This is a genomic window from Vescimonas coprocola, assembly GCF_018408575.1.
GTDB classification, from domain to species: Bacteria; Bacillota; Clostridia; order Oscillospirales; family Oscillospiraceae; genus Vescimonas; species Vescimonas coprocola.
Genome location: NZ_AP023418.1, coordinates 914,976 through 941,137, shown reverse-complemented (window position 1 = coordinate 941,137; position 26,162 = coordinate 914,976). Strand labels below are relative to the sequence as shown.

General features: G+C 55.1%; 23 protein-coding genes, 1 tRNA gene, 1 pseudogene and 1 riboswitch. Of the genes and pseudogenes, 15 read left to right on the top strand and 10 right to left on the bottom strand.

The window, feature by feature from the left end; all coding sequences use genetic code 11:
* Positions 1-178 precede the first annotated feature (178 nt).
* The 5 genes from KJS28_RS04685 to KJS28_RS04665 all read left to right on the top strand — a co-directional run bounded on the left by KJS28_RS04685 (position 179) and on the right by KJS28_RS04665 (position 4,510).
* Positions 179-484 carry a hypothetical protein gene (locus KJS28_RS04685; protein WP_213541925.1) on the top strand — a complete coding sequence of 102 codons (306 nt, stop codon included), beginning with the start codon at positions 179-181 and terminating at the stop codon, positions 482-484.
* Entirely contained in the window at positions 477-785 is a 309-nt protein-coding gene (locus KJS28_RS04680; RefSeq protein ID WP_136890900.1) for a plasmid mobilization protein, read from the top strand. Before KJS28_RS04685 ends, KJS28_RS04680 begins: the two co-directional genes overlap by 8 nt.
* Entirely contained in the window at positions 746-1,723 is a 978-nt protein-coding gene (locus tag KJS28_RS04675) for a relaxase/mobilization nuclease domain-containing protein (RefSeq protein WP_213541924.1), read from the top strand. Before KJS28_RS04680 ends, KJS28_RS04675 begins: the two co-directional genes overlap by 40 nt.
* 94 nt (positions 1,724-1,817) lie before the next feature.
* Entirely contained in the window at positions 1,818-3,020 is a 1,203-nt protein-coding gene (locus KJS28_RS04670; RefSeq protein ID WP_213541923.1) for a tyrosine-type recombinase/integrase, read from the top strand.
* Positions 2,984-4,510: a tyrosine-type recombinase/integrase gene (locus KJS28_RS04665; protein WP_213541922.1), complete on the top strand. Its 1,527-nt coding sequence runs from the start codon at positions 2,984-2,986 to the stop codon at positions 4,508-4,510. Before KJS28_RS04670 ends, KJS28_RS04665 begins: the two co-directional genes overlap by 37 nt.
* 99 nt (positions 4,511-4,609) lie before the next feature.
* Here KJS28_RS04665 and KJS28_RS04660 read toward each other — a convergent pair whose 3' ends face one another.
* The 3 genes from KJS28_RS04660 to metK form a co-directional block, all read right to left on the bottom strand.
* A complete protein-coding gene (locus KJS28_RS04660) occupies positions 4,610-8,209 on the bottom strand; it encodes a YobI family P-loop NTPase (protein ID WP_213541921.1) in 3,600 nt (1,199 codons plus the stop codon).
* A gap of 235 nt (positions 8,210-8,444) precedes the next feature.
* A tRNA-Pro gene (locus KJS28_RS04655) sits at positions 8,445-8,520 on the bottom strand.
* 304 nt (positions 8,521-8,824) lie between these two features.
* A complete protein-coding gene (gene metK, locus KJS28_RS04650) occupies positions 8,825-10,009 on the bottom strand; it encodes a methionine adenosyltransferase (RefSeq protein WP_213541920.1) in 1,185 nt (394 codons plus the stop codon).
* Positions 10,010-10,123: 114 nt separating this feature from the next.
* A riboswitch (SAM riboswitch) is annotated at positions 10,124-10,250 on the bottom strand.
* A gap of 212 nt (positions 10,251-10,462) precedes the next feature.
* On the opposite strand from metK, the gene KJS28_RS04645 reads away from it, so the two are divergent.
* Positions 10,463-11,911: a nicotinate phosphoribosyltransferase gene (locus KJS28_RS04645; RefSeq protein WP_213541919.1), complete on the top strand. Its 1,449-nt coding sequence runs from the start codon at positions 10,463-10,465 to the stop codon at positions 11,909-11,911.
* A 72-nt stretch (positions 11,912-11,983) separates the two neighbouring features.
* Entirely contained in the window at positions 11,984-13,537 is a 1,554-nt protein-coding gene (gene cls / locus KJS28_RS04640) for a cardiolipin synthase (RefSeq protein ID WP_213541918.1), read from the top strand.
* Positions 13,538-13,610: 73 nt separating this feature from the next.
* On the opposite strand, the gene KJS28_RS04635 is transcribed toward cls, so the two are convergent.
* Positions 13,611-14,894 (bottom strand): methionine gamma-lyase family protein, encoded by a 1,284-nt coding sequence (locus KJS28_RS04635; RefSeq protein ID WP_213541917.1) that lies wholly within the window; start codon positions 14,892-14,894, stop codon positions 13,611-13,613.
* Positions 14,895-14,908: 14 nt separating this feature from the next.
* The gene (locus KJS28_RS04630) at positions 14,909-15,694 is read right to left on the bottom strand and encodes a hypothetical protein (protein ID WP_213541916.1); all 786 of its coding nucleotides are present in this window, start codon (positions 15,692-15,694) and stop codon (positions 14,909-14,911) included.
* Positions 15,695-15,785: 91 nt separating this feature from the next.
* Here KJS28_RS04630 and KJS28_RS04625 point away from each other — a divergent pair, with 91 nt between their 5' ends.
* Positions 15,786-16,133, top strand: a complete 348-nt coding sequence (locus tag KJS28_RS04625) for a GIY-YIG nuclease family protein (protein ID WP_213541915.1) — start codon at positions 15,786-15,788, stop codon at positions 16,131-16,133.
* Entirely contained in the window at positions 16,126-17,067 is a 942-nt protein-coding gene (locus tag KJS28_RS04620; protein WP_213541914.1) for a tRNA dihydrouridine synthase, read from the top strand. Before KJS28_RS04625 ends, KJS28_RS04620 begins: the two co-directional genes overlap by 8 nt.
* A gap of 80 nt (positions 17,068-17,147) precedes the next feature.
* Here the strand turns inward: KJS28_RS04620 and KJS28_RS04615 are convergent, their stop codons facing one another.
* Positions 17,148-18,215 carry a 3D domain-containing protein gene (locus KJS28_RS04615; RefSeq protein WP_213541913.1) on the bottom strand — a complete coding sequence of 356 codons (1,068 nt, stop codon included), beginning with the start codon at positions 18,213-18,215 and terminating at the stop codon, positions 17,148-17,150.
* 325 nt (positions 18,216-18,540) lie between these two features.
* Here KJS28_RS04615 and rimM point away from each other — a divergent pair, with 325 nt between their 5' ends.
* The gene (gene rimM / locus KJS28_RS04610; protein ID WP_213541912.1) at positions 18,541-19,047 is read left to right on the top strand and encodes a ribosome maturation factor RimM; all 507 of its coding nucleotides are present in this window, start codon (positions 18,541-18,543) and stop codon (positions 19,045-19,047) included.
* On the top strand, positions 19,037-19,816 hold the full coding sequence (trmD, locus tag KJS28_RS04605) for a tRNA (guanosine(37)-N1)-methyltransferase TrmD (protein WP_213541911.1): 780 nt from the start codon (positions 19,037-19,039) through the stop codon (positions 19,814-19,816). Before rimM ends, trmD begins: the two co-directional genes overlap by 11 nt.
* Before the next feature lie 45 nt (positions 19,817-19,861).
* Here the strand turns inward: trmD and KJS28_RS04600 are convergent, their stop codons facing one another.
* Positions 19,862-20,065 (bottom strand): DUF378 domain-containing protein, encoded by a 204-nt coding sequence (locus tag KJS28_RS04600; protein WP_267873554.1) that lies wholly within the window; start codon positions 20,063-20,065, stop codon positions 19,862-19,864.
* A gap of 218 nt (positions 20,066-20,283) precedes the next feature.
* Between KJS28_RS04600 and KJS28_RS04595 the strand changes: the two genes are divergently transcribed.
* Positions 20,284-21,567, top strand: a complete 1,284-nt coding sequence (locus KJS28_RS04595; RefSeq protein WP_213541909.1) for a DUF1015 domain-containing protein — start codon at positions 20,284-20,286, stop codon at positions 21,565-21,567.
* A 353-nt stretch (positions 21,568-21,920) separates the two neighbouring features.
* On the opposite strand, the gene KJS28_RS04590 is transcribed toward KJS28_RS04595, so the two are convergent.
* The 3 genes and pseudogenes from KJS28_RS04590 to queA all read right to left on the bottom strand — a co-directional run bounded on the left by KJS28_RS04590 (position 21,921) and on the right by queA (position 23,802).
* Positions 21,921-22,376: an HIT family protein gene (locus KJS28_RS04590; protein WP_213541908.1), complete on the bottom strand. Its 456-nt coding sequence runs from the start codon at positions 22,374-22,376 to the stop codon at positions 21,921-21,923.
* A gap of 135 nt (positions 22,377-22,511) precedes the next feature.
* Positions 22,512-22,694, bottom strand: a pseudogene (locus KJS28_RS12455) (TnpV protein); the annotation flags it as partial.
* A gap of 61 nt (positions 22,695-22,755) precedes the next feature.
* Positions 22,756-23,802: a tRNA preQ1(34) S-adenosylmethionine ribosyltransferase-isomerase QueA gene (queA, locus tag KJS28_RS04580; protein WP_213541906.1), complete on the bottom strand. Its 1,047-nt coding sequence runs from the start codon at positions 23,800-23,802 to the stop codon at positions 22,756-22,758.
* Positions 23,803-23,962: 160 nt separating this feature from the next.
* Between queA and tgt the strand changes: the two genes are divergently transcribed.
* The 3 genes from tgt to KJS28_RS04565 all read left to right on the top strand — a co-directional run bounded on the left by tgt (position 23,963) and on the right by KJS28_RS04565 (position 26,108).
* Positions 23,963-25,096: a tRNA guanosine(34) transglycosylase Tgt gene (tgt, locus tag KJS28_RS04575; protein ID WP_213541905.1), complete on the top strand. Its 1,134-nt coding sequence runs from the start codon at positions 23,963-23,965 to the stop codon at positions 25,094-25,096.
* A gap of 108 nt (positions 25,097-25,204) precedes the next feature.
* Positions 25,205-25,618 (top strand): preprotein translocase subunit YajC, encoded by a 414-nt coding sequence (gene yajC / locus KJS28_RS04570; RefSeq protein ID WP_213541904.1) that lies wholly within the window; start codon positions 25,205-25,207, stop codon positions 25,616-25,618.
* A 64-nt stretch (positions 25,619-25,682) separates the two neighbouring features.
* Complete coding sequence (locus KJS28_RS04565) at positions 25,683-26,108, top strand: hypothetical protein (protein WP_213541903.1); 426 nt, start codon at positions 25,683-25,685, stop codon at positions 26,106-26,108.
* Positions 26,109-26,162: the final 54 nt, after the last annotated feature.

Below are 26,162 nucleotides of genomic sequence, written 5' to 3'. Positions count from 1 at the left end.
AGCGCCGCAGAGCGGCTGAAGTGCGCGTCAGCGCCGAAAATTCTCGCTTCGAGAATGACAAGTTTCGCCTTCGTGGTACGGAACGGGGCGATTGCCCCGTTCCGACCCCTTCGGCAGGCGGGCTAAGCCCACACCCCTATCAACACAAAGAAAAATGAATTTAAAGGAGATAAAGATTATGACGAAGAACACCTATAATCCCTATGAAATTATGATGGACAAGTACGATAAGGAAGAGATGCTCAGCGATGTACGGGAAGTCATGCTCTATCAACTCGGCGCGGATGTCTCCTGTGAAGAGTTGAATCACTTTTTCACCGGCAAGGGCAAAGCCGCACTGTCTGGCTGTGCGGAGTGGCAGCAGTGCTTTGCAGTCGAAAAGATGCTGGAGTTCTATTATATGCATGCGCGGGACGAGACGCTGGCTAAGCAGATCGAGACGATGACTATGCTGGCAAGCAGAGGTAACGAGCACCATGGCTAAGAATCAATTTATCCGCGCCCGCGTTGCCGGGTGGGAAAAGGACTGCATCCGCCGTAAGGCGGATGCAGCTCATATGACCGAGAGCGAGTTTGTGCGCCGGGCGGCTATGGATCGTGAGGTCACGGTCATTGAAGGTATGGATGAGCTCCTGCGGGAGCTGCGCTATCAGGGAAATAACCTAAATCAGCTCACGGTCATGGCTCGGCAGGGGCGTATCACACAGGTGAACTATGAACCCTTTACGGAGGTGTACCGGAACGCATGGCAAACATTAAATTCATTGCTGTCTCACGCAGTCTGAGCGGTATCCTGGACTATGTTACAAACCGTGAGAAAACGGTGGAGCGTCTCATATCCGGTGTCAACTGCATGGCTCAAACAGCTCAGGATGAATTCGAAGCGGTAAAGAAACAGTTCCGCAAAACAGATGGCCGTAGCTACTACCACATCGTCCAAGCCTTCGCCCCGGACGATCCGCTGGATTTTGATACAGCGCATGAGAGCGGGTTGAAGTTTGCGAAATACTTCAAGGGCTACCAGTGCGTGGTGGTCACGCATATGAATACGGCGCACATCCACAATCACATCATCATGAACTCGGTAAACTTTGAAAACGGCCAGAAGTTTCACCAGAGCGCCCGGGAGATGCAGCAGGCCAAGGAATACAGCAACCAGCTCTGCCGGGAGTATGGCTTGTCCTTCACCGAGAGCAAGGCGGATCCGTTCCGTATTCCTGCTTGGAAGAAACGGCTGTGCCGTACCATTAAGGAAGCTATGGAGAACTGTGCTACCCGTGAGGAGTTCATCGCATTCATGGCGGAGTACGGCTACAAGGTGCGATGGGAGGCGAATCAAAAATACATCACCTACACCACACCGGAGAATGTCCGATGCAGAGACAATAAGCTCTTCGACCAGACGCTTCTGCGCAGCAGCATGGAAGCCTACTTCGATATGGGCGGCTGTGAGTATCTGGAAAGCCGCATCGATGCCACCGAGTACGGTGAACTCCTGCCTACGGTGGACGATGCAGTCTGCGGTTTGATCTCCATTCTGGATGCGCTGAACACCGGTGACAATGACCGCTTCCATCTGGAAACACTGCATCACAGCAAGCAGGAGATCCGGCGTATTCTGGAACGCGGCGGCAAGATCGACCGCACGGTGGAATACGCCGTAGATGACGAAGAGGAAGAGGAAGAGTACGAGCAGTACCACGGGTTTTCTATGCGGATGTAATGGCAAACCATTTCAAAGTTCTGATAGCTATTTCCGCAAAAATGTGGTAATTGTTTGTGTTGCAAAAAAATCTCAATCAAAGGAAGTGAAATACATGGCAAAACGAAGACCAGCCGGTGACGGCATGGTGCGCAAGCGGGAAGACGGACGCTGGGAGGGTCGCATCGTCATTGGACACCGGGAAAACGGCGAGCCACTGTTCCGTCATGTGTATGCCAAGACGCAAAAGGCCCTGCTGGACAAGCTGCACCAGAACATCGAGTGCTACCGCGATGTGGAGTTGACCGAGGACAGCCGGATGACGCTGGGCCAGTGGCTGGACCGCTGGCTCACGGAGTACAAGGCGGGCACGGTGCGGCCCGGTACCCTCGAGGGCTACCGCCGCTACATCGAATACTACATCAAGCCGCAACTGGGCGACAAGCAGATCTCCCTCCTCTCCCAGCAGGACATCCAGCGGATGTACCGCCGCCTAAAAACGGAGGGGCGCATCCACGAGCATCCCGAGATGGGGCATCAGCTCTCCGACTCCATGGTGCGCCACATCCATTCCACACTCCACGCCGCGCTGAAGGACGCGGTGCAGGCCCATGTCATTCCCAGAAATCCTACTGAGGGGACAACGGCGCCCAAGCCCAACTACAAGCCCAAGCGTATCCTCACCCGCGTGGAGCTGGACGACTTCCTTACAGTGGTGGAGCAGGACGAGGTGTGGCGGGACTTCTTCCATACGGAGCTGATGACCGGCCTGCGCCGCGGCGAGATCTGTGGTCTGCAGTGGAGCGACTTCGATGGGAATACCGGTACGCTGAAGGTATGTCGAACCCTCCACAGCCAGCGGAAGGGCGAGTACACCACCGGCGAGACGAAGACCAATCAGGGCATGCGTACCATCATTCTGCCGCACAGCGTGACCGAAATCCTACGGCGGCGCAAAGCGGATGCCATCAGCCAATGGATATTCCCTGACCCGGTGAAGCCGGAAGATCCCGTCGATCCCAACGCGGCCTATCGCCACATGAAGACGCTGCTCCAGCGGGCGGGTCTGCCCAGTATCCGCTTTCATGATCTGCGTCATACCTTCGCAACCCACGCCCTCACCAGCGGTGTGGACGCCAAAACCCTGTCCGGTATCCTGGGCCACACCAACGCCTCCTTCACGCTGGACACCTACACCCATGTCACAACCGATATGCAGAAGACAGCCTGCGGCATCGTGGGCGGCTTCATGGAGGACATCTTCGGAAAGGAGTTGAAACCGTGGCAAGAAAGCGAAAAGCCGGTGACGGAACGGTAAGACAGCGCAAGGATGGACGATGGGAGGGCCGCATCGTCATCGGCTACGATGATAACGGCTATCCCAAAACGAAAAATGTTCTCGCTAAAACAAAGAAGGAGTGCCTTGAAAAGCTCCAAAAGCTCAAGGAGGAATGCGGCGGACTGAAGCCGGAGAAGGTGCGGCCTGAGATGCCCTTCGGGGACTGGCTGACATACTGGTACGAGAATCACTCCAAGCCTAAGATCCGCCCCACCACGCAGGAGACCTATGAGAGCCGCATCCGCCTGCACATCATTCCGGAGATTGGCAGCATCCCGCTGAATAAGCTGACACAGAATGACCTGCAGCAGTTCTATGGGCGGCTCAAGAAAAGTGGCCGGAAGCGCTTCACCGACAAGTACGGCGAAGGGCTGTCCGACCGAATGGTGCGCATGTGTCACGCCACCTGTCGCTCCGCGCTGGAGAAAGCGGTGCAGGATGGACTGATTCGCGTGAACCCGGCCATCGGCTGCAAGCTGCCGCCCAAGAAGGCGCGGGAGATGCAGGTGCTGACACGAGAAGAGTTGCAGCGATTCCTCATTCAAGCGAAGTTTGAGGGATATTACGAAGTTTTTCTTCTGGACTTGGCCACCGGCCTACGGCGTGGCGAGTTGATGGCGCTGCAATGGGACGACCTGAACTTCAAAACCGGCGTACTGAATGTGAACAAGCAGGTCTACGATGTGCGGGGGCAGCTTCAAATCAGCACACCCAAGACGAAGAACTCCGTCCGCAAGATCGTCCTGCCGCCTGCTGTGGTGGCAGTGCTGCGGGAGTACAAAAAGACGGTGGACTCCCGTTGGATGTTCCCGTCCCCTGTGAAGGAGGACTGCCCCATCACGCCCGGCGTGGTGCGCCGTAGATTGCAGTTCATTCTGGAACACGCAGGTTGCAAGCATGTGCGCTTCCATGATCTGCGCCACACCTTTGCAACCCTGGCACTGGAGAACGGCATGGATGTGAAAACCCTCTCTGTCATGCTGGGGCATGTGTCGGCGGCCACTACGCTGGACATCTATACTCACATCACCGACGATATGCGGCTCACAGCCGCCGCCAACATCGACCGAAGTATCGGCAAAGCGGTGCCGCAGGAGGACGCTTCGGAGCCGGGGCAGGAAACTGCCCCGGCCCAGGCGGAAAAGCCGAGAATGACCGACTTCAAGCCCTATGTGGGCCGCAAGCGCAGATCCGGCACCGGCTGTGTCAGCGAGATCAACGACCATCTCTTCGAGGGGCGCTATTCCCCCAAATGGCCCGACGGTAAAAAGCACGCCCGCAATGTCTACGCCCACACCCGCGAGGAGTGCGAGGAGAAGCTGAAGGTGCTGATCATGGAGATGAAAGCGGAGATCGTGGAGGTGCAGCGACTGAAGGATTTAGGCGAAGGCGATGGAAGCCCGCCAGAGGAGAAGAATGGCAAACGGGGAAAGAAGAAAAACTCAATCATTTTTTGCAGTTCCGATTGATTTCTCCATATTAACTTCGTGGAAGAACCGAAGTATAAAATGATATAAGGACGAGGATATTATAGGAGCGGCTTATCCATGGATAAACCGCTCCTATGTTTACTCTTTTTCATTTTTCCGTGGTTCCCGTCTACGAATCTTATAATAACCGGGACGATTTTCATCTTCGACATACTCGAATATCCAGCCTTTTTGCTTAAATGCATCAAGTATGATTTCGCTTTGCTGATTTATTTCAAACTTAGGCTTGTTGTGGGAATCGAATATCCTGACATACTCATGAAGATTAAGTGCCGATAGATACTTACACGCTTCATCTTGTTCTATATACGGAAGCATGGCTACAAAAAGATTTACCCGTTTTTCGAAAGCTAAATTAGAATCTATGAGAATTTTCTCTTTTAGTGATTTATCTGCAATATTTGGATCCAGAATAATTTCCTCAATATTCACCATTGCATTTTCAAGAATTATTTTCTGGATTTCGGCTTGCTGATCACTATAGACCTTGTAAAGAACTCCCATATCTTCTTGTTCCAAATTGTGTGTAAGTATATATACACAAATTTGTGTCGAATAGTTTTTTCCGATTATTGAGATTTCGTCATCGGAAAACTCCAAAAGCTTAAGCTTGATAGCATCAGAGATGTTCCAAGATAGTATCTCCAAAAGTTCGGATTGAATAAACAGCTCAGAACTCATCATCCGCTCATATTCATCAATATTTTTCTCAATAAAGAAGGGAATAACGGAAGGGTATTCGTTACGCATATATTTTAGAGTATCTGGGTTCATCCGGATTATATTATGGCATATCAGAATATTTACTTTAGATTCTTGGATATTGGGGATATTGAAAGCCTCGTCATAATGTTGGATAGACTTTAGTATGCTGGCATATTGAGTATCAAGAATTTCGTTGCAAACTATAGTTTCGCTGAATAAAGAGCTGCTTTGATCTTCTGTGAGCGAAATATTTGTGGAAGAAAAGTCTAAAAGATGATTCGCACTGTTTATGAAACTGATAAGCCCAACATCAAGCTTGCCTTTAACGCAGAAATAATCCAGTACATTCTGTTCGGAACGAATAAGAATGTCGGTATCAAGTAGCGATGCCCAAATCGAATGATCTCTTACGGCAGATAACATATGTAAGGGAGTAATCAAAGGTTTGATATATTCTTCTTTTTGCGAGTTGCTTATGTCTGTGCGATTCAGTAAGTCTATAACAACACATTCGTCATCAATGATCTTTCCGCTGCATTCCCGCAGAACAATATCGACATACTTGGACATATTGCAATCAATGCGCTTATAAAGAGGAGAAGTCTTGTCGCTGCTGATGATGGTATAATTTCGGTGTATAATATTTTCGGAGTCATCGATCCCCCACAGTTTTTCCAAGAACATTGCAATATTTTTGAAATTCAACTCGTACAGATTATTTTCATATACAGCCAGTATGAGGCCTTTGTTAGAACAATCATAGTTAATTTCAGGGAAACAAACATTCAATTGCTGGAATGCAGATATTAGCTTTTCAACTTGAGGGGATTGGATGGCCAAATAGTCGTTAGCCGCATTAATATACTCTGTAAGGACTGAGTTTTCATTGACCTTGTCCAGTGTGGTGGAATCTACAAAATGCAGGGTATGCACAGAAAAAAGACGTAATTGTTCTTTGCTGAAACCAGAATCAGCTTGCATGTCCACAAACAAAGACGGCCATTGTTCGTTAAAAACTTGGATAAAGCGGGACATGTATGACGTGCAGTTAAAGTACTGAGAGACAAATGGATATGCCTTAGAATCTCGAAGTTGTGAGATAAAGTGCGCCAAATGCTCTGAGCTGCTTTTTTCGCTCAAGAGATAATCGCAAAGAATAAAGTTCTGCGTTTCTTCTTGATCAAAATCGTTCGGCTGCAAACGGGAAAAAACCATTTCTGGCGATTTTAGCTCGTAGGTGTAGGGCTTTGCCTTTTTGTCTGTTATGCTACGCAGAAAAGTCTTATCAATACGAGAGAGACTATTTTCGTAGAAATAAGTCATATAGTCTGCATAGGTTTCATCAATGTACCCCTTTCGGATGAGGTACTTAACGAGAGCAAAGTATTCGCTGCTCTTGATTTCACTGAAATCATTTTCTTCCCCGATTTCGTTGGTGACTGTTAGGTTGAACACTTCTTCAACATTTTCTCTGGTTATAAGCGAAGCAAGCGGGGCACATCCAATTTTCCGAAGTTCCTCTTCATATGTAACTATAGTCTCTTCTAAGTCTCGGATAACATTATTATTCCTGTCATTAATCGCTTGTAACCTTCTGTCATAATCAGCTTGATCAGAGCTGCTCAATCGAGAATAATAACCCCTTTTGGGCTGAAATATAAGTCCCAATTCATATTCCGATGTTGCGAGCTCATTGTTTGCATCTGCAATACGTTTTCGCGTTTTATCAATCTTGGCCTTTAGTTCATCACATACACGCGAAATGAAATTTGGCTTATTATCAAAAAGAGCATATACAAACCCCTTGTTGAGCTGTAAATCGCCAAAATCTCGCGGAAACAGATTTTTGTAGGTAATTAGCGCAAACATTTTGTTGTAATCAAGTTCGGTTGTATTCAGCCTGTTGTAATAGATTAAAAATTCATTACAGATATTTTTGAGCAACCGCATGTCATCCACATACAAAGATATGCCCTGTAAAAACCCTTCGTTGAATTTTGAGAGCAGATTGTTCTTCTCGAGATGTGAAATAAACTGGTTGTAGGAATTGGAACTGTCAACAACTGGAACTACCGGAATAATACAGTCAAAGAACTTTGTTCGGTCTTTAGAAACGAAAATGTCATCCCGAAGCAAATAGAAGAAACGGAGGATGGGTTTATTTTCTTTCTCTCGCTGGAGATTTACGAGGGTATTAATTTCACGCAGCCGTTCGAAAATTTTGCTTGCGTCGAAACGATCCATATCTTCAAACACAATTACATTTTCTTGAACATTTTCAAAGAGGTACAACACTTCGTTGAGATATTTATCAAAATAGGAATCGTCACTTTCCTCGAAAACCTCGATTTCATTTCCCTGAAAACTAAGCTTCTTAAAGATGCTTTTATTCTTTTGGACCAAAAGAATTCGGAAAAAGAAGAAACAAGCTATGGCAAAGCAGCCGATACCACTAAAAAGGAGCGACATATTGGCGGTGGATAGGCTTAGAAAACGCTGAATTATTCCATCGGGAAGAGTGCCAACAAACTGCGACCAATTGTCGAAAAATAGAATATGTAATAAAAATAACAAGAAAAACGCAGTCGCTATAGTATAGCAAATGATAGCGCCATTCCCAGTAGATTTCTTTACTCTAAAATTGGTTTGGGGAATCTTTTCCGCTGGAATTTGGTGGATTAGTTGATTGAGAATTTTGCCCTCAAGGATTGATTCTTTAATAGGTGCATCAGAACTGGCATTGTTTTGATCGTCTTGAAAGTGTGCCAAAGAAATATGCAAAAACTTTGTGTCGGGATGGCTTGATTTATAGGAGGCGAGCACACTGCTCTTTCCTGCGCCATAAGCACCCGAAAGGGCAATATTTTTAACATCGTTATTCTCAAAAACAAAATCTATGGCTGACTCATAGACACTAATATCGCTGTCAGTTATAGGCGTGAGCTTTTCGAAAATGTACTTCGCTTCTGCCATTTTTATGTTCTCCTTAGAATAATATAATGTAAAAAACCGTATGAGATACCCATACGGCTGCCTTAGTGTCACGAAAGCCTACCGTTAATTAATTATACCGCAATTCGGCAAAAATTACAATATTAAGTCTGCGCTTGTCGAAAAGATATGTTGAGAATGACAAGCTCGACATCTGCGCCGCAATAGACAAAGAATAAGAAAAATCCCTCTGAAATCAACGATTTCAGAGGGATTTTGGTCCGAGTGGAGAGACTCAAACTCTCGGCCTCGTGGTCCCAAACCACGCGTTCTATCAGCTGAACTACACCCGGATATTCAATTTCTGCCATTATACCACGGCGGGGAGGAAAATCAAAGATTTTTCTGTCTGTGGTCATTTCTGTGGTCAAAGCCGCTTTTATGCCGTTTTCGGCAATCGGGGAAAATCCCGCAAACGCAGGTGTTGCAAGGCTTTGCGGCGTTTCGCCTTGCCCTGTCCCGGATACCGCCACGGCACTCCCAAATGTGGCACGGTACCAACTCCGCCATACCCGGATAGGGGAGGGGGTACGCCGCCCGATCACGGACGGCGTACCCTTACTATATCAGATTTTCTCCGGTCTTGCAAGGGGGAAATCAGCCGTTCAGAGCGGCCTTCAGAGCCGCCACACGGTCGGTAGCCTCCCAGCGCACGCCCAGATCCTCACGGCCCATGTGGCCATAGGCCGCCAGCTGGCGGTAGATGGGTCTGCGCAGATCCAAATCCCGGATGATGGCGGTGGGACGCAGGTCAAAAACTTTCTCCACAGCCTCCTCCAGCTTTTCATCGGACACCACGCCGGTGCCGAAGGTCTCCACCAGCACACTGACGGGACGAGCCACGCCGATGGCGTAGGCCAGCTGCACCTGGCACTTGGAGGCCAGACCCGCCGCCACCACGTTCTTGGCCACGTACCGGGCGGCGTAAGCGGCGCTGCGGTCCACCTTGGTGGGGTCCTTGCCGGAGAAAGCACCGCCGCCGTGGGGGGCGCTGCCGCCGTAGGTATCCACGATGATCTTCCGGCCGGTGAGACCGCTGTCACCCTGAGGGCCACCAATGACGAAGCGGCCTGTGGGATTGACGTAGATCTTGGTGTTCTCGTCCATCAGCTCAGCGGGAACCGTGGGCTTGATGACCAGTTCGATCATATCCCGGCGGATCTGATCCAGAGATGCCTCGGCGGCATGCTGGGTGGAGACCACCACGGCATCCACACGGGTGGGCTTGCCATTCTCGTCATACTCCACCGTCACCTGCGTCTTGCCGTCGGGGCGCAGGTAATCCACCAGCTTTTCCTTACGGACCTGCGTCAGGCGCTTGGCCATCTTCTGGGCCAGGGAGATCGCCAGCGGCATCAGCTCCGGCGTCTCGTCGCAGGCGTAGCCGAACATCATGCCCTGATCGCCGGCGCCGTTGTCCAGCGCACTGTCACCGGACTCCTTGGCCTCCAGACTCTTGTCCACGCCCATGGCGATATCGCCGGACTGCTCGTCGATGTTGGTGATAACGGCGCAGGTGTGGCCGTCGAAGCCGTACTTGGCCCGGTCATAGCCGATGTCCAGCACCACTTGACGGGCGATCTTGGGGATATCCACGTAGCAGTGGGTGGTGATCTCGCCCATGATGTGGATCAGGCCCGTGGACACGCAGGTCTCGCAGGCCACACGGCCATTGGGATCCTTCTCCATGATGGCGTCCAGAATCGCATCGCTGATCTGGTCGCAGATTTTGTCGGGATGTCCCTCCGTCACGGATTCTGAGGTAAACAGTCTCTTTGCCATAGCTTTTCCATGCTCCTTTATAAAATATTTTCCATACGGGTGAAAGCTCTCTCAGGTTGACCGGAGCATGAAAAAACACGCTCCGCCATTCGACGGATCGTGTTAGAATAACGCTCCTCATCTGTCGAAGGACGAATGCGGGACTATCACTTCCGCACTCAGCATACGCCGGATTTGGCACCTTGCTTCGCAGGTTGCCGTGGCTTCATCGGGCCGATCCCTCCGCCACTCTTGATAAGGTATGAACTTGTAAGAGAACTCTACAATTTCTTATGATAGCAAGAAGAGATTGTTTTGTCAACCCCTGATACACAGATTTTATCGAAATGTCCGGGAAAAACCGACGAAAAGGGGAGGAGCGGGGAGAAAAATACGGAAAAGGATTGCCTGTTTCGGGGAATGATAGTATAATAGTACGCAGCACACCCAAAAAAATTTACTTGAGGTATGAAAATGAAAACTGAGGAAAAGCTGAACATGACCATGCTCTGCGACTTTTATGAGTTGACCATGGGCAACGGGTACTTTGAAAGCGGCTATAAGGATCGTATCACCTACTTCGATGTCTTTTTCCGCCGGGTGCCGGACGACGGCGGCTTTGCCATCGCCGCAGGTCTGGAGCAGCTGATCGACTATATCGAAAATTTGCACTTCTCTCCGGAAGACATCGCCTATCTGCGGGGCCGGAACCTTTTCAGCGAGGAATTTCTGTCCTATCTGGAGGACTTCCATTTCACCGGCGACATCTACGCCATGCCGGAGGGAACCCCGGTGTTTCCCCGTGAGCCCATGGTCATCGTCCGGGCCAAGGCCATCGAGGCCCAGCTCATCGAGACCTTCACGCTGCTGACCATCAACCACCAGAGCCTGATCGCCACCAAGGCCAACCGCATCGCCCGTGCCGCCCGTGGCCGCACGGTGCTGGAGTTCGGCTCCCGCCGGGCGCAGGGGGCGGATGCCGCTATCATCGGCGCCCGTGCCGCCTACATCGGCGGTGTCGCCGGTACGGCCTGCACCATCTCTGACCAGATCTACGGCGTTCCCGCCGGCGGCACCATGGCCCATGCGTGGGTGCAGATGTTCGATTCGGAGTATGACGCCTTCAAGACCTACTGCCAGATCTATCCCCACAACGCCACGCTGCTGGTGGATACCTACAATACCCTGAAGTCCGGTGTCCCCAACGCCATCCGGGCCTTTAACGAGGTGCTTAAGCCCATGGGCATCACCAAGTGCGGCATCCGACTGGATTCCGGCGACATGGCCTATCTGACCCGGAAGGCCCGGAAGATGCTGGACGAGGCGGGCTGGACGGAGTGCCAGATCTCCGTATCCAACTCTCTGGATGAGTACCTGATCCAGGATCTGCTGCTGCAGGATGCCAAGATCGACCTCTTCGGCGTGGGCGAGCGGATGATTACCGCCAAGTCCGAGCCGGTGTTCGGCGGCGTGTATAAGCTGGCGGCCGTGGAGGATCAACAGGGGAACATCACCCCCAAGATCAAGATTAGCGAGAACGTGGAGAAGATCACCATTCCCCACTTCAAGAAGGTCTACCGGTTCTACGGCAACGACACCGGCAAGGCCATCGCCGACTACATCACCGTCTATGACGAGACGTTGGACGACACCAAGGATCTGGAGATCTTCGACCCCAGCGCCACCTGGAAGAAAAAGACGGTGTATAACTTCACCGCCCGGCCTCTGCTGGTGCCGGTGTTTCTGGGGGGCAAGCGGGTGTACGACAGCCCCAGCCTGCCGGAAATTCAGGCCTACTGCCGCCAGCAGGTGGACACCCTGTGGGACGAGGTGAAGCGCTTCGACAATCCTCACAGCTACTATGTGGATCTGTCCGACAGACTGTGGAACATCCAGCAGGATCTGCTCCGCAATCGAAAATAAGCAAAAAAGCAGAGCTGTCCACTTTGGCGGACAGCTCTGCGTGGTATCCCAAAGGGAACAGGAGGTGACCCGTTGAAAACGCATCAGGTACAACAGAAAACGGAACGTCGTATCTCGGCGGCGCTGCGGCTGGTTTTCGTGGCGGCGCTGCTGCTGGGGCAGATCGCTTTGGCATTCTTTCTCAGCACGGAGCTGCGCCAGCGGGCTGCCATCATCTACACGGTGCTGGAGCTGGCGGCCTTCGGCTACGCCGTGCGGATCTATAACCGCACCGACGGCGCCAGCTATAAGTTCGGCTGGATCTTCCTCGTTCTGACGGTGCCGGTGGTGGGACTCATTCTATACTTTCTCTGGAACGGTGACCGGCAGCAAAAGCGGCTGGACCTGAAAAAGCTGCCCATGCCGGAGGAGCCGGAAGCCCAACAGGCCGCCCACCGCATCCAAATGGAGAAGCTGCGGCGAAAATTCCCCCAGTGGGAGCGGCTCAGTGTCTATCTAAGCCGTCAAGGATATCTCCTTTACGGTGATACGGAGACAACGTATCTGCCCACCGGCGAGGCATTTTTACAGGATATGCTGGAGAAGCTGGAGCAGGCGGAGCATTTCATCTTTCTGGAGTTCTTCATCATTGCACAGGGACAGATATGGGACCGCATGGAGGAGATCTTCCGCCGGAAGGCGGCGGAAGGTGTGGAGGTCAAGATTCTCTTCGATGACTTCGGCAGCATGATGCGCCTTCCCGCCGAACAGATCGAGGCCCTGCGGGAGAGCGGGGTAGAGGTGCAGATCTTTAACCCGGTCCACCACTACGTCAACCGCCTGTACTTCAACTATCGGGATCATCGGAAGATCGTCTGTATCGACGGCAGCACGGCCTACACCGGCGGAGCCAACGTGGCAGACGAATACGCCAACCTTACCGTCCGTTTCGGCTATTGGAAGGACTGCGGCATCCGGCTGGACGGCCCCGGCGCATGGGGCCTGACACGGGAGTTCCTCCATATGTGGCAGCGCAACGGCGGACAGCTGATGCAGGAGCGGGACTACTACCGCCCCCACGACCACCGGGAGGCGGCGGGCTTCTGCCAGCCCTTTGTGGACGGGCCGGACAACAACCCCATCTCCACGGCGGAGGACGTGTTCCTGCACCTCATCAACAACGCCCGCCGCTCCGTCCATATCACCACGCCGTATCTGGCCATTGATGAGCCCATGCGGCAGGCCCTGTGCTCTGCCGGGGACAGCGGCGTGGATGTGCGGCTGCTGCTGCCGGGAATACCGGACCACAAGTTCGCCTATCTGGCGGCCCAGAGCCACTACGGTGAGCTGCTGGTGCATCGTGTGAAAATTTACATCTACGAGCCGGGTCTGCTCCACGGCAAGACCGTGCTGTCAGACGGCGAGGCGGCCTTTGTGGGGTCTGTGAATATGGACTACCGCAGCTTCCAGCTGCACTTTGAGTGCGGTACGGTACTCTACGGCGTACCGGCCATTGAGGGGCTGGCGGAGGATATCCAGCGTATCACGGACTGTTCCCGCCGGGTGACGTATCAGGAGTGGAAGAGCCGCCCGTGGTACCGCAAGCTTTTGAGTACCCTGCTGCGGCTGTTTGAGATGTGGATGTGAGTAACATACAGCCCCGGACGCCGAAGCGTCCGGGGCTGTGTTTCTTCTGGTTGCCGTGCAGGACAGGGGATGCTTACAAATTAGGCAAAAGTCCGGCATCATGGAGCTTTTGCAGGCTCATGAGGACCCCCAGCTTGGCGTGATACCACGTCAGGCCACCCTGAAAATACACAGCGTAGGGGGGACGGATGGGGCCGTCGGCGGAGAGCTCGATGGAGGCCCCCTGCACGAAGGCTCCGGCGGCCATGATAACGTCGCTGTCGTAGCCGGGCATGGCCCACGGCTCCGGGGTCACATAGCTGTCCACCGGTGCGGCGGCCTGAATGCCCTTGCAGAAGGCACACATAGCCTCCCGGCTGCCCAGCTCCACCGCCTGAATGATATCCCGGCGCACCTCCCGGCTGCCGGGGACCACACGGAAGCCCAGCGCTTCATAGCATCCCGCTGTAAAGATAGCGCCCTTTACAGAGGAGGCCACCACTGTGGGAGCCAGAAACAGCCCCTGATAGAAACTGGTGAGCAGACCCAGATTGGCGCCCACCTCCTTGCCGAGGCCCGGTGCGCTGAGCCGGTAGGCGCAGCGATCGATGAGATCCTGCCGGCCGCAGACATAGCCGCCGGTGGGAGCCAGACCGCCGCCCAGATTTTTGATGAGGCTTCCCACCACCATATCGGCCCCCACATCTGTGGGTTCCTGCCGCTCCACCAGTTCGCCGTAGCAGTTATCCACCATGCAGATGATGTCGGGCTTGCAGTTTTTGCAGAAGGCGATCAGCTTCCCGATCTCCTCCACGGAGAAGGAGGGGCGGGTGGCGTAGCCCTTGGAGCGCTGGATGGTCACCAGCTTGGTTTTTTCATGGATGGCGGCCCGGATGCCGTCGTAGTCAAAGCTGCCGTCCGGAAGCAGGTCTACCTGACGGTAGCTGACGCCGTATTCCCGCAGGGAGCCGGGAGAGGGGCGGATGCCGATGACCTCCTCCAGGGTGTCATAGGGCGCCCCGACGGGGCTCAGCAGCTCGTCGCCCGGCAGGAGGTTGGCCCCCAGCGCCAGTGCCAGCGCATGGGTGCCGCAGGTGATCTGGGGCCGGACCAGCGCCGCCTCCGTGTGGAACACGTCGGCATAGACGCGCTCCAGATTGTCCCGGCCCTCGTCGTCGTAGCCGTAGCCGGAGGAGAGGTTAAAGTGGGTGGCATTGAGACGATTCTTGTGCATGGCGGAGAGAACTTTGGCCTGATTATACTCGGCAATGTCGTCCACACGGGACATTTCCTCGTCCAGTCCGTCCAGTACTCGCTGTCCAAAATCCAGCACCTCCGGACTGATGCCCAGCTGCTGATACATTTCATTGGTGGTCATGGGATCGTTGCTCCTTACTTAGATTCATTTCCTGGGATATGCTCCGGGAACCGGATGCCCCGGCACTTCATCAGCATCCGGATGGGGTAGTCCCGATCCAAATAGTTCTTGCTGTACCACTCATAGGTGGCGGCGGGCAGATGCTGCAGCTCCGGGGCCTGACACCGGAACAGCTCGAAGGTCCGGCGGTCACCGGAGAGCAGTGCCGCTATCAGCTCCAGCTGTCCCTCCTGCCGCAGCCGCTCCAGACAGGCATCCATGATGACGGCGCAGGAGCGTTCCTCCTCGTCGGCGTAGAGCTCCTTGTTGCCCAGCCAATAGAGAAATTCCTCCGGGTCCAGATCCAGCTTGGTGGTGATCTGGCTGAGCTTGTAAAATTCCTTCCAGTCCCGTTTTTGCAGCACCTCCATCAGGTACTGCACCAGACCGTCATCCAGCGCCACGCAGTCCAGAAACACCTCGAAGGCGTGCTTGCCTGCATCGGGATCCGGGGCCGCCTCGGAGGGCTCCTCCGCCGGGGAAGCCTCCTGTACGGGGGTCTGCTGTACGGCGCTTTGCAGCAGCTGCTGAAGGCTTGTGGTATCGTCCGCCTGCCGGTAAATTTCCTCCGGCAGCGTAACGCCGTCCTGATGGGCGCAGGCACGGACAAAGGCGGTGGCCCCCATCTGCTGAAGCTGGCGGCTCAGGGAAGCGGCCTTCTCCGTCACGTCCCCCTCCGGCAGAGTGATGCCCTCCGGCGGTGAGCGGCGTCCTTCCAGCAGCTGGGTCATGTATTCCAAATAGTGGTCAAAAAGAGTCATACATTCTCCTCACTTTCCCCAAAACTCTATCACATGGCGGTTGTAATTGCAAGGGCATCCGTGCTATACTGAGGAAAAAGGAGGCGGGAACGTGTATTTCGTATACATGGTGTACTGCAAAGGCGATACACTTTACACCGGAGTTGCACAGGACATTTGCCGCCGGATGCGGCAGCACACCGACCGGGGAACAGCCTGCGCCCGGTATACACGAGCCCACCCGATACAGGCATTGGCGGCACTGTGGGAGGCGGAGGACAAGGGAGCGGCCCTGCGGTTGGAATACCGCATCAAGCAGCTGACCCGGACGGAGAAGGAACGCCTCATCCATGAGGATACCGCATTTTCGCAGCTGCTGCCGCAGCTGGAGGTGTCCCGCTACCGGCGGAGACCGGGTGTGACGCTGGAGATGTGTTTGGAGGGAAAAATCGATGCTTGAATGGTATGCAGCGCCCATGGAGGGCCTTACCGGCTGGCGCTGGCGGCAGGTGCAGCACGAGATGTTCGGCGGAGCAGCGCTGTATGTGACGCCCTTCGTGTCCCCCAACGGGAATTTCAGCTTTCAGCGCAAGGAGCTGGAGGAACTGGACCCGGAGCGAAACCGGGGTATTCCGGTGGTGCCGCAGATCCTCACCAACCGGGCGGAGTACTTCGTCTGGGCCGCCAAGGAGTGCCGCAGCCGTGGCTGGGCGCAGATAGACTTGAATCTGGGCTGTCCCTCCGGCACCGTGACGGGAAAGAACAAGGGGGCGGGACTGCTGCGCCAGCCGGAGCTGCTGAGACAGCTGCTGGACGGCATTTTCGATGCCCTGCCGGATATGAAAATTTCCGTCAAGACCCGTATCGGCTGGGAGCGGGCGGAGGAGTGGCCGGCGCTGCTGGCCCTGCTGGAGACATACCCTATCTGCCGCCTGACGGTGCATCCACGGGTACGGACGCAGTTCTACAAGGGGGCGGCAGACCGGGAGGTGTTCCGCTGGACGGCAGAGCACACGGCGCTGCCTCTGTGCTACAACGGGGACGTCACCACCGTCCGTGACCTGCGGGAGATGGGGGAGACCTTTCCCGACGACGCCGTCATGGTAGGCCGTGGACTGGTGGCGGACCCGTCCCTGCTGCGGCAGGCGACGGGAGGCCCGGCAGCGTCTCTGGAGGAGCTGCGGGAGTTTCACGACCGGCTGTACGGCCTGTACTGCCGGGATTTTTCCGGCGACGTGCCGGTGCTGCACCATATGCGGGAGCTGTGGAACTATTTCTCCCGGTCCTTCCGGGAGACGGACACCCTGCTGCGGCAGGTGCGTAAGGCTGGGGACTGTCGGGCATATGAGACGGCGGTGCGGCAGTTTTTCTATGACGCAGAGCTGTCCCATTGATGATATCTGTAAAGGAATCATGCTTTACACAAAGAACCCCCGCTTTCCATAGAGGAAGCGGGGGTCTTTTTTGCAGAGCTTCAGTTGAGAACATAGACGGTGCAGTAGCGCCGACCGAAAGAACAGGCATCGTCGTAGGAGTCAAACCACAGATCCAGCTTTGTTCCCTTGATGGCACTGCCGGTATCGGAGGCCACGGCCATGCCGTACTCCAGATAACCGTCGTTGGTCAGAATATAGAACCGTGTGCCGAAGGGGAACACCGAGGTGTCCACGGCGATGTTGCCGTAGGCGGTGGGCCGCCCGGAGGCCGTCCAGCCGTGGATGGAGTAGGCGGTGGATTCGCAGGAGCCGTACACGGAGGAGAAGGCCATGGTGTCGCCGGAGGCAAACAGCAGATAGCCGGTGCCGTCATCAAAGGTCGTCACGTCCACCATGTAGTCAGATCGCTCCACGGAGGAGACCATGGTGCCATACTCGACGATCTCGGTGACGGCGTTGTCCTCGGTGGTGCTGACCAACTCGGTGGAGACCAGCTTGCCGTCCCGGTAGGTGTCCTTGTAGGTCTCGATGACGGTGCCGGGAACGCCCTCCTGCACCACCTCTTCCGTTCCCTTGGCCAGCATATGGTTCACCACACGCTCTGTTTTGTAAGGGGTGGTGACGGTGACGTCACGGGTCTGGGAATACTCTGCCATAACGGAGACGGTAGGCGTCTCGCCGGTGGTGTCCACCACGACCATCTCGCCGTCGCCCACGGTGACGTCGGACCGGCGCAGCAGGTTATCCACCGTTTCCCGCCGGGTGGTCACCAGATAGGTGGCGCCCTGAGCGTCGGCTACCTGCACCTGCTGGCCCTTTACCAGCAACAGCTGGGCGTCCCGGCTGCTGTTGTCGGCCCGAATGTCCAGCAGACCCGTGGTACGGTCACCGTCGGGCCGGCCGTCGATGATCTGCATTCCGGTCTCGTCCAGGATCATGTATACATAGCTGGGGTTTTCGATATCCTGCTGACAGAGGATCACGGTGGTGGCCAGCAGAGCCACCAGAGTAATTGCCAGCAGCAACCCCTTCAAGAGTCGGGGAGATGCGGATCGGTCCGTTGTTGGCCGGGCCGCCGTCTCCATTCTGATTACTGCTTCTTTCATAAAAAACCTCCCAATTCCGCCCTTCATTTCCAGGGTTCGGGGCGGTGGAAAATCACCTCGCAATGCATTTGTAACTTTTGTTACTTTTTTGAAATATGGGAGGAGTATATCACTTCCACCCACTTTTGTCAAGTTTTTTGGATTTTTCATGAGGTTACACACCACTTTTCACGGTTTTGTTCGGGTATCTGACAGGTAAAAAACGGCAGCTGCCGAGGCATTGGTTACAGAAAGGTTACCGACGGTGACAACGGTTGTAAATAAAGATTGAAGAATGGGGCAGGGCGTGGTATAATAAAGAAAACTATCACAGCGGAGGGGTTCTATGCGGCCTGAATTTATCCCCGTGGGGCAGATTGTCAACGCCCACGGTATCCGGGGCGAGGTAAAGCTAAATCCGGCCGGGTTCGATCCGGCCTTTCTTGCGGCGTTTGACACGCTGTATATCGGCGGAAAAGAGACAAAGGTGAAGAGCGCACGGGTCCACAAGTCCACGGTACTGCTGGTGCTGCCGGGAGTGGAGGATATGGATGCTGCGCTGGCCCTGAAGGGAAAGCCCGTCTTCATCCGCCGGACGGATGCCCACCTGCCGGAGGGCGAATATTTCGATGCCGAGCTGGAGGGGCTGACGGTGCTGGACGACGAGAACGGGGAGGAGTTGGGAAGGCTCACCCGTGTGCTGAACTATCCGGCCCACAAGGTCTACGAGGTCCGGGGGAAGCGGGAGTATCTGATCCCGGCGGTGCGGGAGGTGTTCATCCGTGGGGTGGACATGGAGACCGGCACCATGCGGGTGCGGAACATGAAAGGACTGGCCACGGATGAGGATTGACATCATGACCCTGTTCCCGGACGCCATTGATGCTATGATGGGGCAGTCCATTATCGGGCGGGCGCAGGCCAGAGGATTGGTGACCATTACCGCTCACCAGATCCGGGAGTACACCACCAATAAGCAGATGCAGGTGGATGATTATCCCTACGGCGGAGGCCGGGGAGCCGTCATGCAGGCGGACCCGCTGTACCGCTGCTGGGACCATATCTGTCAGGAGGCGGGGGAGCGGGTACACACCATCTATCTCTCCCCCTGTGGGCGGGTGTTTGACCAGCAGGTGGCCAAGGAGCTGAAGGCAGCCTATGAGCGGTTGATTCTGGTGTGCGGCCACTATGAGGGAGTGGACCAGAGGTTCATCGACGAGTGCGTGGACGAGGAGATCTCCATGGGGGACTTCGTGCTGACCGGCGGCGAGATACCGGCCATGGCGCTGGCGGACTGCCTGTGCCGGATGGTGCCTGGGGTGCTGCCGGAGGAGAGCTGCTACACCGACGAGTCCCACTGGGACGGTCTGCTGGAGTACCCACAGTACTCCCGGCCGGAGGAGTGGCATGGTCGAAAGGTGCCGGAGGTGTTGCTGTCGGGCCACCATGGGAAGGTGGACGACTGGCGGAAAAAAGAGAGCTATAAACGCACTATGACCCGGCGGCCGGACCTCTTTGCCCGGTTCGATGAAGCCAGTCTCACCACCAAGCATGACCGAAAGGTGCTGGCGGAGGCCAAGGCGGAATGGGCGGCGGAGCAGGAGTCTCCGGCTGCGGAATAAGACATAAAAAACCGCTGCGTGAGCGTCACGCAGCGGTTTTTTCGGTTATTCGACATCGTCCTCCCGGAACAGCAGGGTGATGCACCACAGTCCGGCGATGCCCACCAGTGTATAGATGATACGGCTCCATACTGCCAGCTGTCCACCGAATATGGCGGCCACGCAGTCAAAGCGGAACAGGCCGATGCTGCCCCAGTTCAAAGCGCCGATAATGACGAGGATCAGGGCGATGCGATCTACGATCTTCACGGTCAAACCTCCCATCTGTGAGATTGCTCCGTCAGTTTGCCCATTTGACGATGGATTATTCAGAAAATTCGTCAGCACGACAAAAATATTTTCAGATTCTGTGGAATTGACGTTGAAATAGCCGGGGGGACTATTGTATAATACAGGAAGAACAGGAACGAATCAACGGGCGGCCGGCGGCACAGCTCCGGCGGCGTCCACACACAAGGAGGAACAACATGAACAAGACCTTTGAAAAGCTGGGCTTTTACCCGGCGGATATCCTGCTGCCCAAGGATCAGGACATGACCAAGTGGGCCGTGGTGGCCTGCGACCAGTTCACCTCCGAGCCGGAGTACTGGCAGGCGGTGGAGGAGAAGGTGGGCAAGGCACCGTCTACCCTGCGGCTGATCCTGCCGGAGGCCAACCTCAAGGCCCCCAACGTGGATGAGTACATCTCCGGCATCAACGCTGCCATGGAGCAGTATCTGAAAGACGGCGTATTCCAGACGCTGGAGGACTCCCTGATCTATGTGGAGCGCCAGCAGTCCGACGGACGCATCCGCCATGGCCTCATCGGCATGGTGGATCTGGACGCCTACGACTTCACCCCCGGCTCCGGCGCCCTGATTCGTGCCACCGAGGGGACAGTGCTGGATCGCATCCCGCCCCGTGCCAAGGTGCGCCGTCATGCCCCCATCGAGCTGCCCCATGTGATGCTGCTGGTGGACGATCCCGATAAGACCGTCATCGAGCCGCTGACGGCGGCAGCCGATACCATGGAGAAGCTGTATGACTTCGACCTGATGCAAAACGGCGGCCATATTCGGGGCTACAAGCTGTCCGACAAGCAGGTGGACGCTGTGGCCAAGGCACTGGAGGGCCTTGCCTCCGACGAGGCCATGCAGAAGAAGTACGGCGTTTCCGGCGTGGCGCCCCTGCTGTTCGCCGTGGGCGACGGCAACCACTCTTTGGCCACCGCCAAGGCCTGCTATGAGGAGCAGAAGAAGGGCAAGACTCCGGAGGAGAATCTGGCGCTGCCCTCCCGGTTTGCGCTGGTGGAGGTGGTGAACAACCACGACGACGCCCTGCAGTTCGAGCCTATCCACCGGGTACTGTTCGGCGTGGATCACGAGAAGTTCATGAAGGCATTTCAGGCTGCCTACCCCAACGCCTACGAGGGCCGGGGCGAGGGCCACACCATTGAGTTCGTGTGGAACGGTGAGAGTCATTTCATCACCGTCCCTGATCCCAAGGTACAGCTGGCGGTGGGCACCCTGCAGGGAGTTATCGATCCGTACCTGAAGGAGAACGGCGGCGAGGTGGACTATATCCACGGCGATGACGTGACTCGTGAACTGGGCTCCAAGCCCGGCAACATGGGCTTCCTGCTGCCGGCCATGGGGAAGGAGCAGCTCTTTAAGACCGTCATGGCTGACGGCGTGCTGCCCCGCAAGACCTTCTCCATGGGCCACGCTCAGGATAAGCGCTACTACATCGAAGCCCGCCGTATCACCAAGTAAACAGAAACGAAAAAATCTCCCTTCTATCGAAGGGTGTCCGTAAAACAGTTAATCCTCCGTATGGCTTAGACCATGCGGAGGATTTGTTTATGTCTAATCTTCAAACTTGCTGGCGGCAAACGGTTTGTCAAAACCGTTTGCCGCCAGCAAGTCCACAAGGGATAGCCGCATAAGCGGCACAAGGTGGTGTAGCCACCTTGACGGAAGGTCGTGACGCAACATTCTCGGTCGAGCAGTTTTCTTCTGCTGACCGGGAATGAAGTGACCCAGGACGCACGATACTCCCGATAGGAGAGTATAGAAGTGCGCCCTTTAGCTCCTAAAGGGATTTTATCAGTTCGCCAAACTGGAATTTACAAGACAAGGTTTTTCTTCATGAGTGCATACAACATTTGCCTGTCATCATCAGATAATAAGCTCTCTTTTTTCAAAGCATAGTGATGCGCAAATTCTGTATCTATGTATGCGTGATCGTTTATCACAACGGCATTTTTATATCGTGGTCTCACATGGATATGCAAATGGGGGTTTGGTGTCGCTTCTTTGTAAAAGTTATTTAACAAACAACTCCAATTACTTAATTCAGCTCCTAATACCTCTTTGTAGATCCATTCCAATTTATCTATAATGGTTTTCAATTCAATCCACTCAGAAATATCCAATTCTGAAAGGCTGCCGCAATGTCTATTCAACACCAGAATACATCTGCCGACATAATCCTGTCTATCTGCCAGATAGACAGACCAATATAATGACTGATATAGCAACCACTCATTTTCTTTATAATCGCACCATTCGCAGCCACGCATCACACATATCTCCCTAAATTCCGATTTGTTGCACAATTTTCATATTTAAATTATACCGTAAAATTGTGAATAATTCTACCGTCATTTTGGATATATGAGAAAAGTCCGAACAGTTTTCTGCCCGGACTTCCTCGCTCAATCATAAATCAATTCCGCTTTCACAACTTCCTCTGCCTGTACCTTGCAAACGTTCATCTGCCGCACCCATTCCATTTGGTTTTCAGCTTTCAGTTGCTCGGTCACGCCGTTTTGCTCTGCCAGTGACCGCACGATCAGCTCTATGCGGTTTCGTGCCGCTTCGTCAATCTTAGCGCAATACTGTCTTACATACACCCTTCTATCGAAGGGAGATTTTTTATGCGTATCAAAGGGGATATACTCAAGCCTGCGGCACCGCACCGCTGGCGATGAACATGGCGTCGCCAAAGCTGAAGAACCGGTAGCGCTGCCGGACAGCCTCCTCATAGGCGGCCAGAACGTGCTCTCGCCCCGCCAGCGCCGATACCAGCATGATGAGGGTGGACTCCGGCAGGTGGAAGTTGGTGATCAGCCCGTCCAGCACCTTGAACCGGTAGCCGGGATAGATGAAAATGTCCGTCCAACCGGCGGAGGCGGTCATGGTGCCGTCCTCGGCGGCCCAGCTTTCGACGGTGCGGCATGAGGTGGTGCCGACGCAGATGACCCGTCCGCCGCTGCGCTTGGTCTCGTTGATAAGATCCGCCGTCTCCTGTGGGATGACGCAGTATTCGCTGTGCATCTCGTGGCCCTCAATGGTGTCTTCCTTCACGGGCCGGAAGGTGCCGAGCCCTACATGGAGTGTCACGTATCCAACCTTTACACCCATTGTCTGCACACGCTCCAGAAGCTCCGGAGTGAAGTGAAGTCCGGCGGTGGGGGCGGCGGCGCTGCCGTTGACCTTGGAGTAGACGGTCTGGTAGCGCTCCCGGTCCTGCAGCTCCTCCTTGATGTAGGGGGGGAGGGGCATTTTTCCCAGTCGGTCCAGCACCTCCAGAAAAATGCCCTCGTACTCGAAATGTACCAGCCGGTTGCCGCCGGGCAGCTCTTCGGTGATCTCGGCGGTGAGCTGCCCATCCCCGAAGGAGACACGGGCGCCGGTGCGCAGCTTCTTACCGGGCCGTACCAGACATTCCCACGTGTTCTCACCCCGGTCAATGAGCAGCAGGATCTCGCAGGCTCCGCCGCCGGGGAGCCGGTGACCCAGCAGCCGGGCTGGGAGAACACGGGAGTTATTGAGGATCAGACAGTCGCCGGGCCGCAGATAGTCCGGCAGATCGTAGAAGTGGCGATGTTCCCATGCGCCGGTATCCTTGTCCAGCACCAGCAGGCGGGAGGCATCCCGCCGGGGGATGGGGGTCTGGGCAATAAGCTCTTGGGGGAGTTCAAAATTAAAATCACTGGTTTTCATAGAAAATGACCTGTTTCTTCCGTAGTTTCCGGGAAAATTCCGTGACATATATTATACTATACGTTTCCCGCCGCTTCAACCTTTTTATCTCTCTCTTGACTTGACGGCGCAATCTGGTAAGATAGGGGAAGTATAACCACGATGATAAAGGAGAAATTCCATGTTTGAGGTCATTAAAACGGAGGGTACCGCCCGTCGGGGCCGTTTCCGGTGCGCCCACGGCGGCGAGGTGCAGACGCCGGTATTCATGAACGTGGGAACACAGGGGGCCATCAAGGGGGGCATAGATGCCTTCGACTTGAAGGAGCTGGGATGCCAGATCGAGCTGTCCAATACCTACCACCTGCACCTGCGCCCCGGCGATGACGTGGTGCGGCAGATGGGAGGGCTGCACCGGTTCATGCGGTGGGACGGCCCCATCCTGACGGACTCCGGCGGCTTTCAGGTGTTCTCTCTGGCGGGTCTGCGGAAGATCACGGAGGAGGGCGTCACCTTCGCCAGCCATCTGGACGGCCACCGCATCTTCATGGGGCCGGAGGAGAGTATGCAGATCCAGTCCCATCTGGGCTCGGATATCGCCATGGCCTTTGACGAGTGCGTGGAAAATCCGGCCCAGTACGACTATGCCAAGGCCAGCTGTGAGCGGACCCTGCGGTGGCTGGAGCGGTGCAAGGCGGAGCACGACCGACTGAATGCCCTGCCGGATACGGTGAACCCCCGCCAGATGCTGTTCGGCATCAATCAGGGTGCTACCTATCGGGATCTGCGGATCTGGCATATGCAGCAGATCGCCAAGCTGAACTGCGACGGCTACGCCATCGGCGGCCTGGCGGTGGGGGAGCCCACGGAGGTGATGTACGACATCATCGAGGCGGTGGAGCCCTATATGCCCAAGGACAAGCCCCGGTATCTCATGGGTGTGGGGACCCCCAGCAACATCATCGAGGGCGTGGCTCGTGGTGTGGATTTCTTTGACTGCGTCATGCCGGCCCGCAACGCCCGTCACGGAAAGCTCTTTACGTGGCAGGGCTCCCTGAACATCAAAAATGCCAAGTACAAGCTGGATGACAAACCCATCGACCCGACGTGCGACTGCCCGGTGTGCCGCCGGTTCAGCCGGGCCTATCTCCGTCATCTGTTCACGGCGGAGGAGATGCTGGGGATGCGTCTGGCGGTGATGCACAATCTGTACTTTTATAACAAGCTGACCCGGCGCATCCGGGAGAGCCTTGACGCCGACTGCTTTGCGGACTTCCGGGCGGAATATAGCCAAAAACTCGGTGAAAAGCTCTGATCTGTTCATTCCGCAGCGGATTTCCAAAAAACTGGCCTGTCCCTCTTGCAAACGGACACAGAATCCAGTATAATACATACCATATTGTGAAAAAAGGAGTTTTGTCCCATGATTCAGTTCGCATATGCCGCAGACGGCACGACAGCCGCCGGTGCCGGCAACATGACCTCCACGATCATTATGATCGTCGTGATGATCGCTATTTTCTATTTCCTTCTGATCCGTCCCGAGAATAAGCGGAAGAAGCAGGCGGAGGAAATGCGCAACAGCCTGAAGAAGGGCGACTGGCTGACCACCATCGGCGGCATCTATGGCCGTGTGGTGAGCATCACCGACCGCACCGTGGTCATCGAGACCAGCGAGGATCGGGTCCGCATGGAGTTCGTCAAGTCCGCCATCGGTTCTGTGGGTACGCTGGATCAGCAGATGGCCGCCGCCCAGCGCCCTGCCAAGAAGTCCAAGGGTGAGCCTGTGGCAGAGGAGAAGGTCGAGGAGACCACCGAGGATAAGACCGAGGAATAAAAGCGAATAAAGCACCCTCCCCTGAATATGCTTGCAGTAAGAGCGATTCAGGGGAGGTATTTTTATGTCCGCAGGGAAACTGACGTGGGGTCGGCGGGACTGGCTGGGGTTGATGGTGCTGTTTCTTTCCAGCATTGCGGCGGATGTGATTGGGGCGCTGCTGGCGGTGAAGGGTATCCTGCCCATGGGGAGCGTGGCTGCGTGGGTTTATGGCGGTTGGGCGCTGGGCGCATTTCTGGGCGTGCGGGTGGCGGTGCGGGGGCGCAGCGGCACCGTGCAGGCTTCGCTGCTGCTGGCGGCAGGGGCTTATGTGTTGATCTGGCTGGTGGGTCTGACGGTGTTCGGTACGGCGGCCTTTGCCCATCACGGTCTGGGGATCACGCTGGCGGTGGTGGCTGGTGCGCTGCTGGGAGCCGTGCTGGGGCAGGGGAGACGGCATCGAAAAAAGAAGCCTGTTCGGCGGGGACGGCAATATCGAGGGACGATATAGAGTGTTCCATGGTGAAAATCACGAAAATCTCTCTGTGAGACATTTTTTGCTTGA

Coding starts and splice junctions, on each gene's coding strand:
- trmD (WP_213541911.1), top strand. CDS start 19,037: ATGAGGATTGACATCATGACCCTGTTCCCGGACGCCATTGATGCTATG.
- KJS28_RS04590 (WP_213541908.1), bottom strand. CDS start 22,376: ATGCGTGGCTGCGAATGGTGCGATTATAAAGAAAATGAGTGGTTGCTA.
- metK (WP_213541920.1), bottom strand. CDS start 10,009: ATGGCAAAGAGACTGTTTACCTCAGAATCCGTGACGGAGGGACATCCC.
- KJS28_RS04565 (WP_213541903.1), top strand. CDS start 25,683: ATGTCCGCAGGGAAACTGACGTGGGGTCGGCGGGACTGGCTGGGGTTG.
- KJS28_RS04645 (WP_213541919.1), top strand. CDS start 10,463: ATGAAAACTGAGGAAAAGCTGAACATGACCATGCTCTGCGACTTTTAT.
- KJS28_RS04620 (WP_213541914.1), top strand. CDS start 16,126: ATGCTTGAATGGTATGCAGCGCCCATGGAGGGCCTTACCGGCTGGCGC.
- KJS28_RS04630 (WP_213541916.1), bottom strand. CDS start 15,694: ATGACTCTTTTTGACCACTATTTGGAATACATGACCCAGCTGCTGGAA.
- tgt (WP_213541905.1), top strand. CDS start 23,963: ATGTTTGAGGTCATTAAAACGGAGGGTACCGCCCGTCGGGGCCGTTTC.
- yajC (WP_213541904.1), top strand. CDS start 25,205: ATGATTCAGTTCGCATATGCCGCAGACGGCACGACAGCCGCCGGTGCC.
- KJS28_RS04635 (WP_213541917.1), bottom strand. CDS start 14,894: ATGACCACCAATGAAATGTATCAGCAGCTGGGCATCAGTCCGGAGGTG.
- KJS28_RS04670 (WP_213541923.1), top strand. CDS start 1,818: ATGGCAAAACGAAGACCAGCCGGTGACGGCATGGTGCGCAAGCGGGAA.
- KJS28_RS04685 (WP_213541925.1), top strand. CDS start 179: ATGACGAAGAACACCTATAATCCCTATGAAATTATGATGGACAAGTAC.
- KJS28_RS04660 (WP_213541921.1), bottom strand. CDS start 8,209: ATGGCAGAAGCGAAGTACATTTTCGAAAAGCTCACGCCTATAACTGAC.
- KJS28_RS04595 (WP_213541909.1), top strand. CDS start 20,284: ATGAACAAGACCTTTGAAAAGCTGGGCTTTTACCCGGCGGATATCCTG.
- KJS28_RS04615 (WP_213541913.1), bottom strand. CDS start 18,215: ATGAAAGAAGCAGTAATCAGAATGGAGACGGCGGCCCGGCCAACAACG.
- rimM (WP_213541912.1), top strand. CDS start 18,541: ATGCGGCCTGAATTTATCCCCGTGGGGCAGATTGTCAACGCCCACGGT.
- KJS28_RS04675 (WP_213541924.1), top strand. CDS start 746: ATGGCAAACATTAAATTCATTGCTGTCTCACGCAGTCTGAGCGGTATC.
- KJS28_RS04680 (WP_136890900.1), top strand. CDS start 477: ATGGCTAAGAATCAATTTATCCGCGCCCGCGTTGCCGGGTGGGAAAAG.
- queA (WP_213541906.1), bottom strand. CDS start 23,802: ATGAAAACCAGTGATTTTAATTTTGAACTCCCCCAAGAGCTTATTGCC.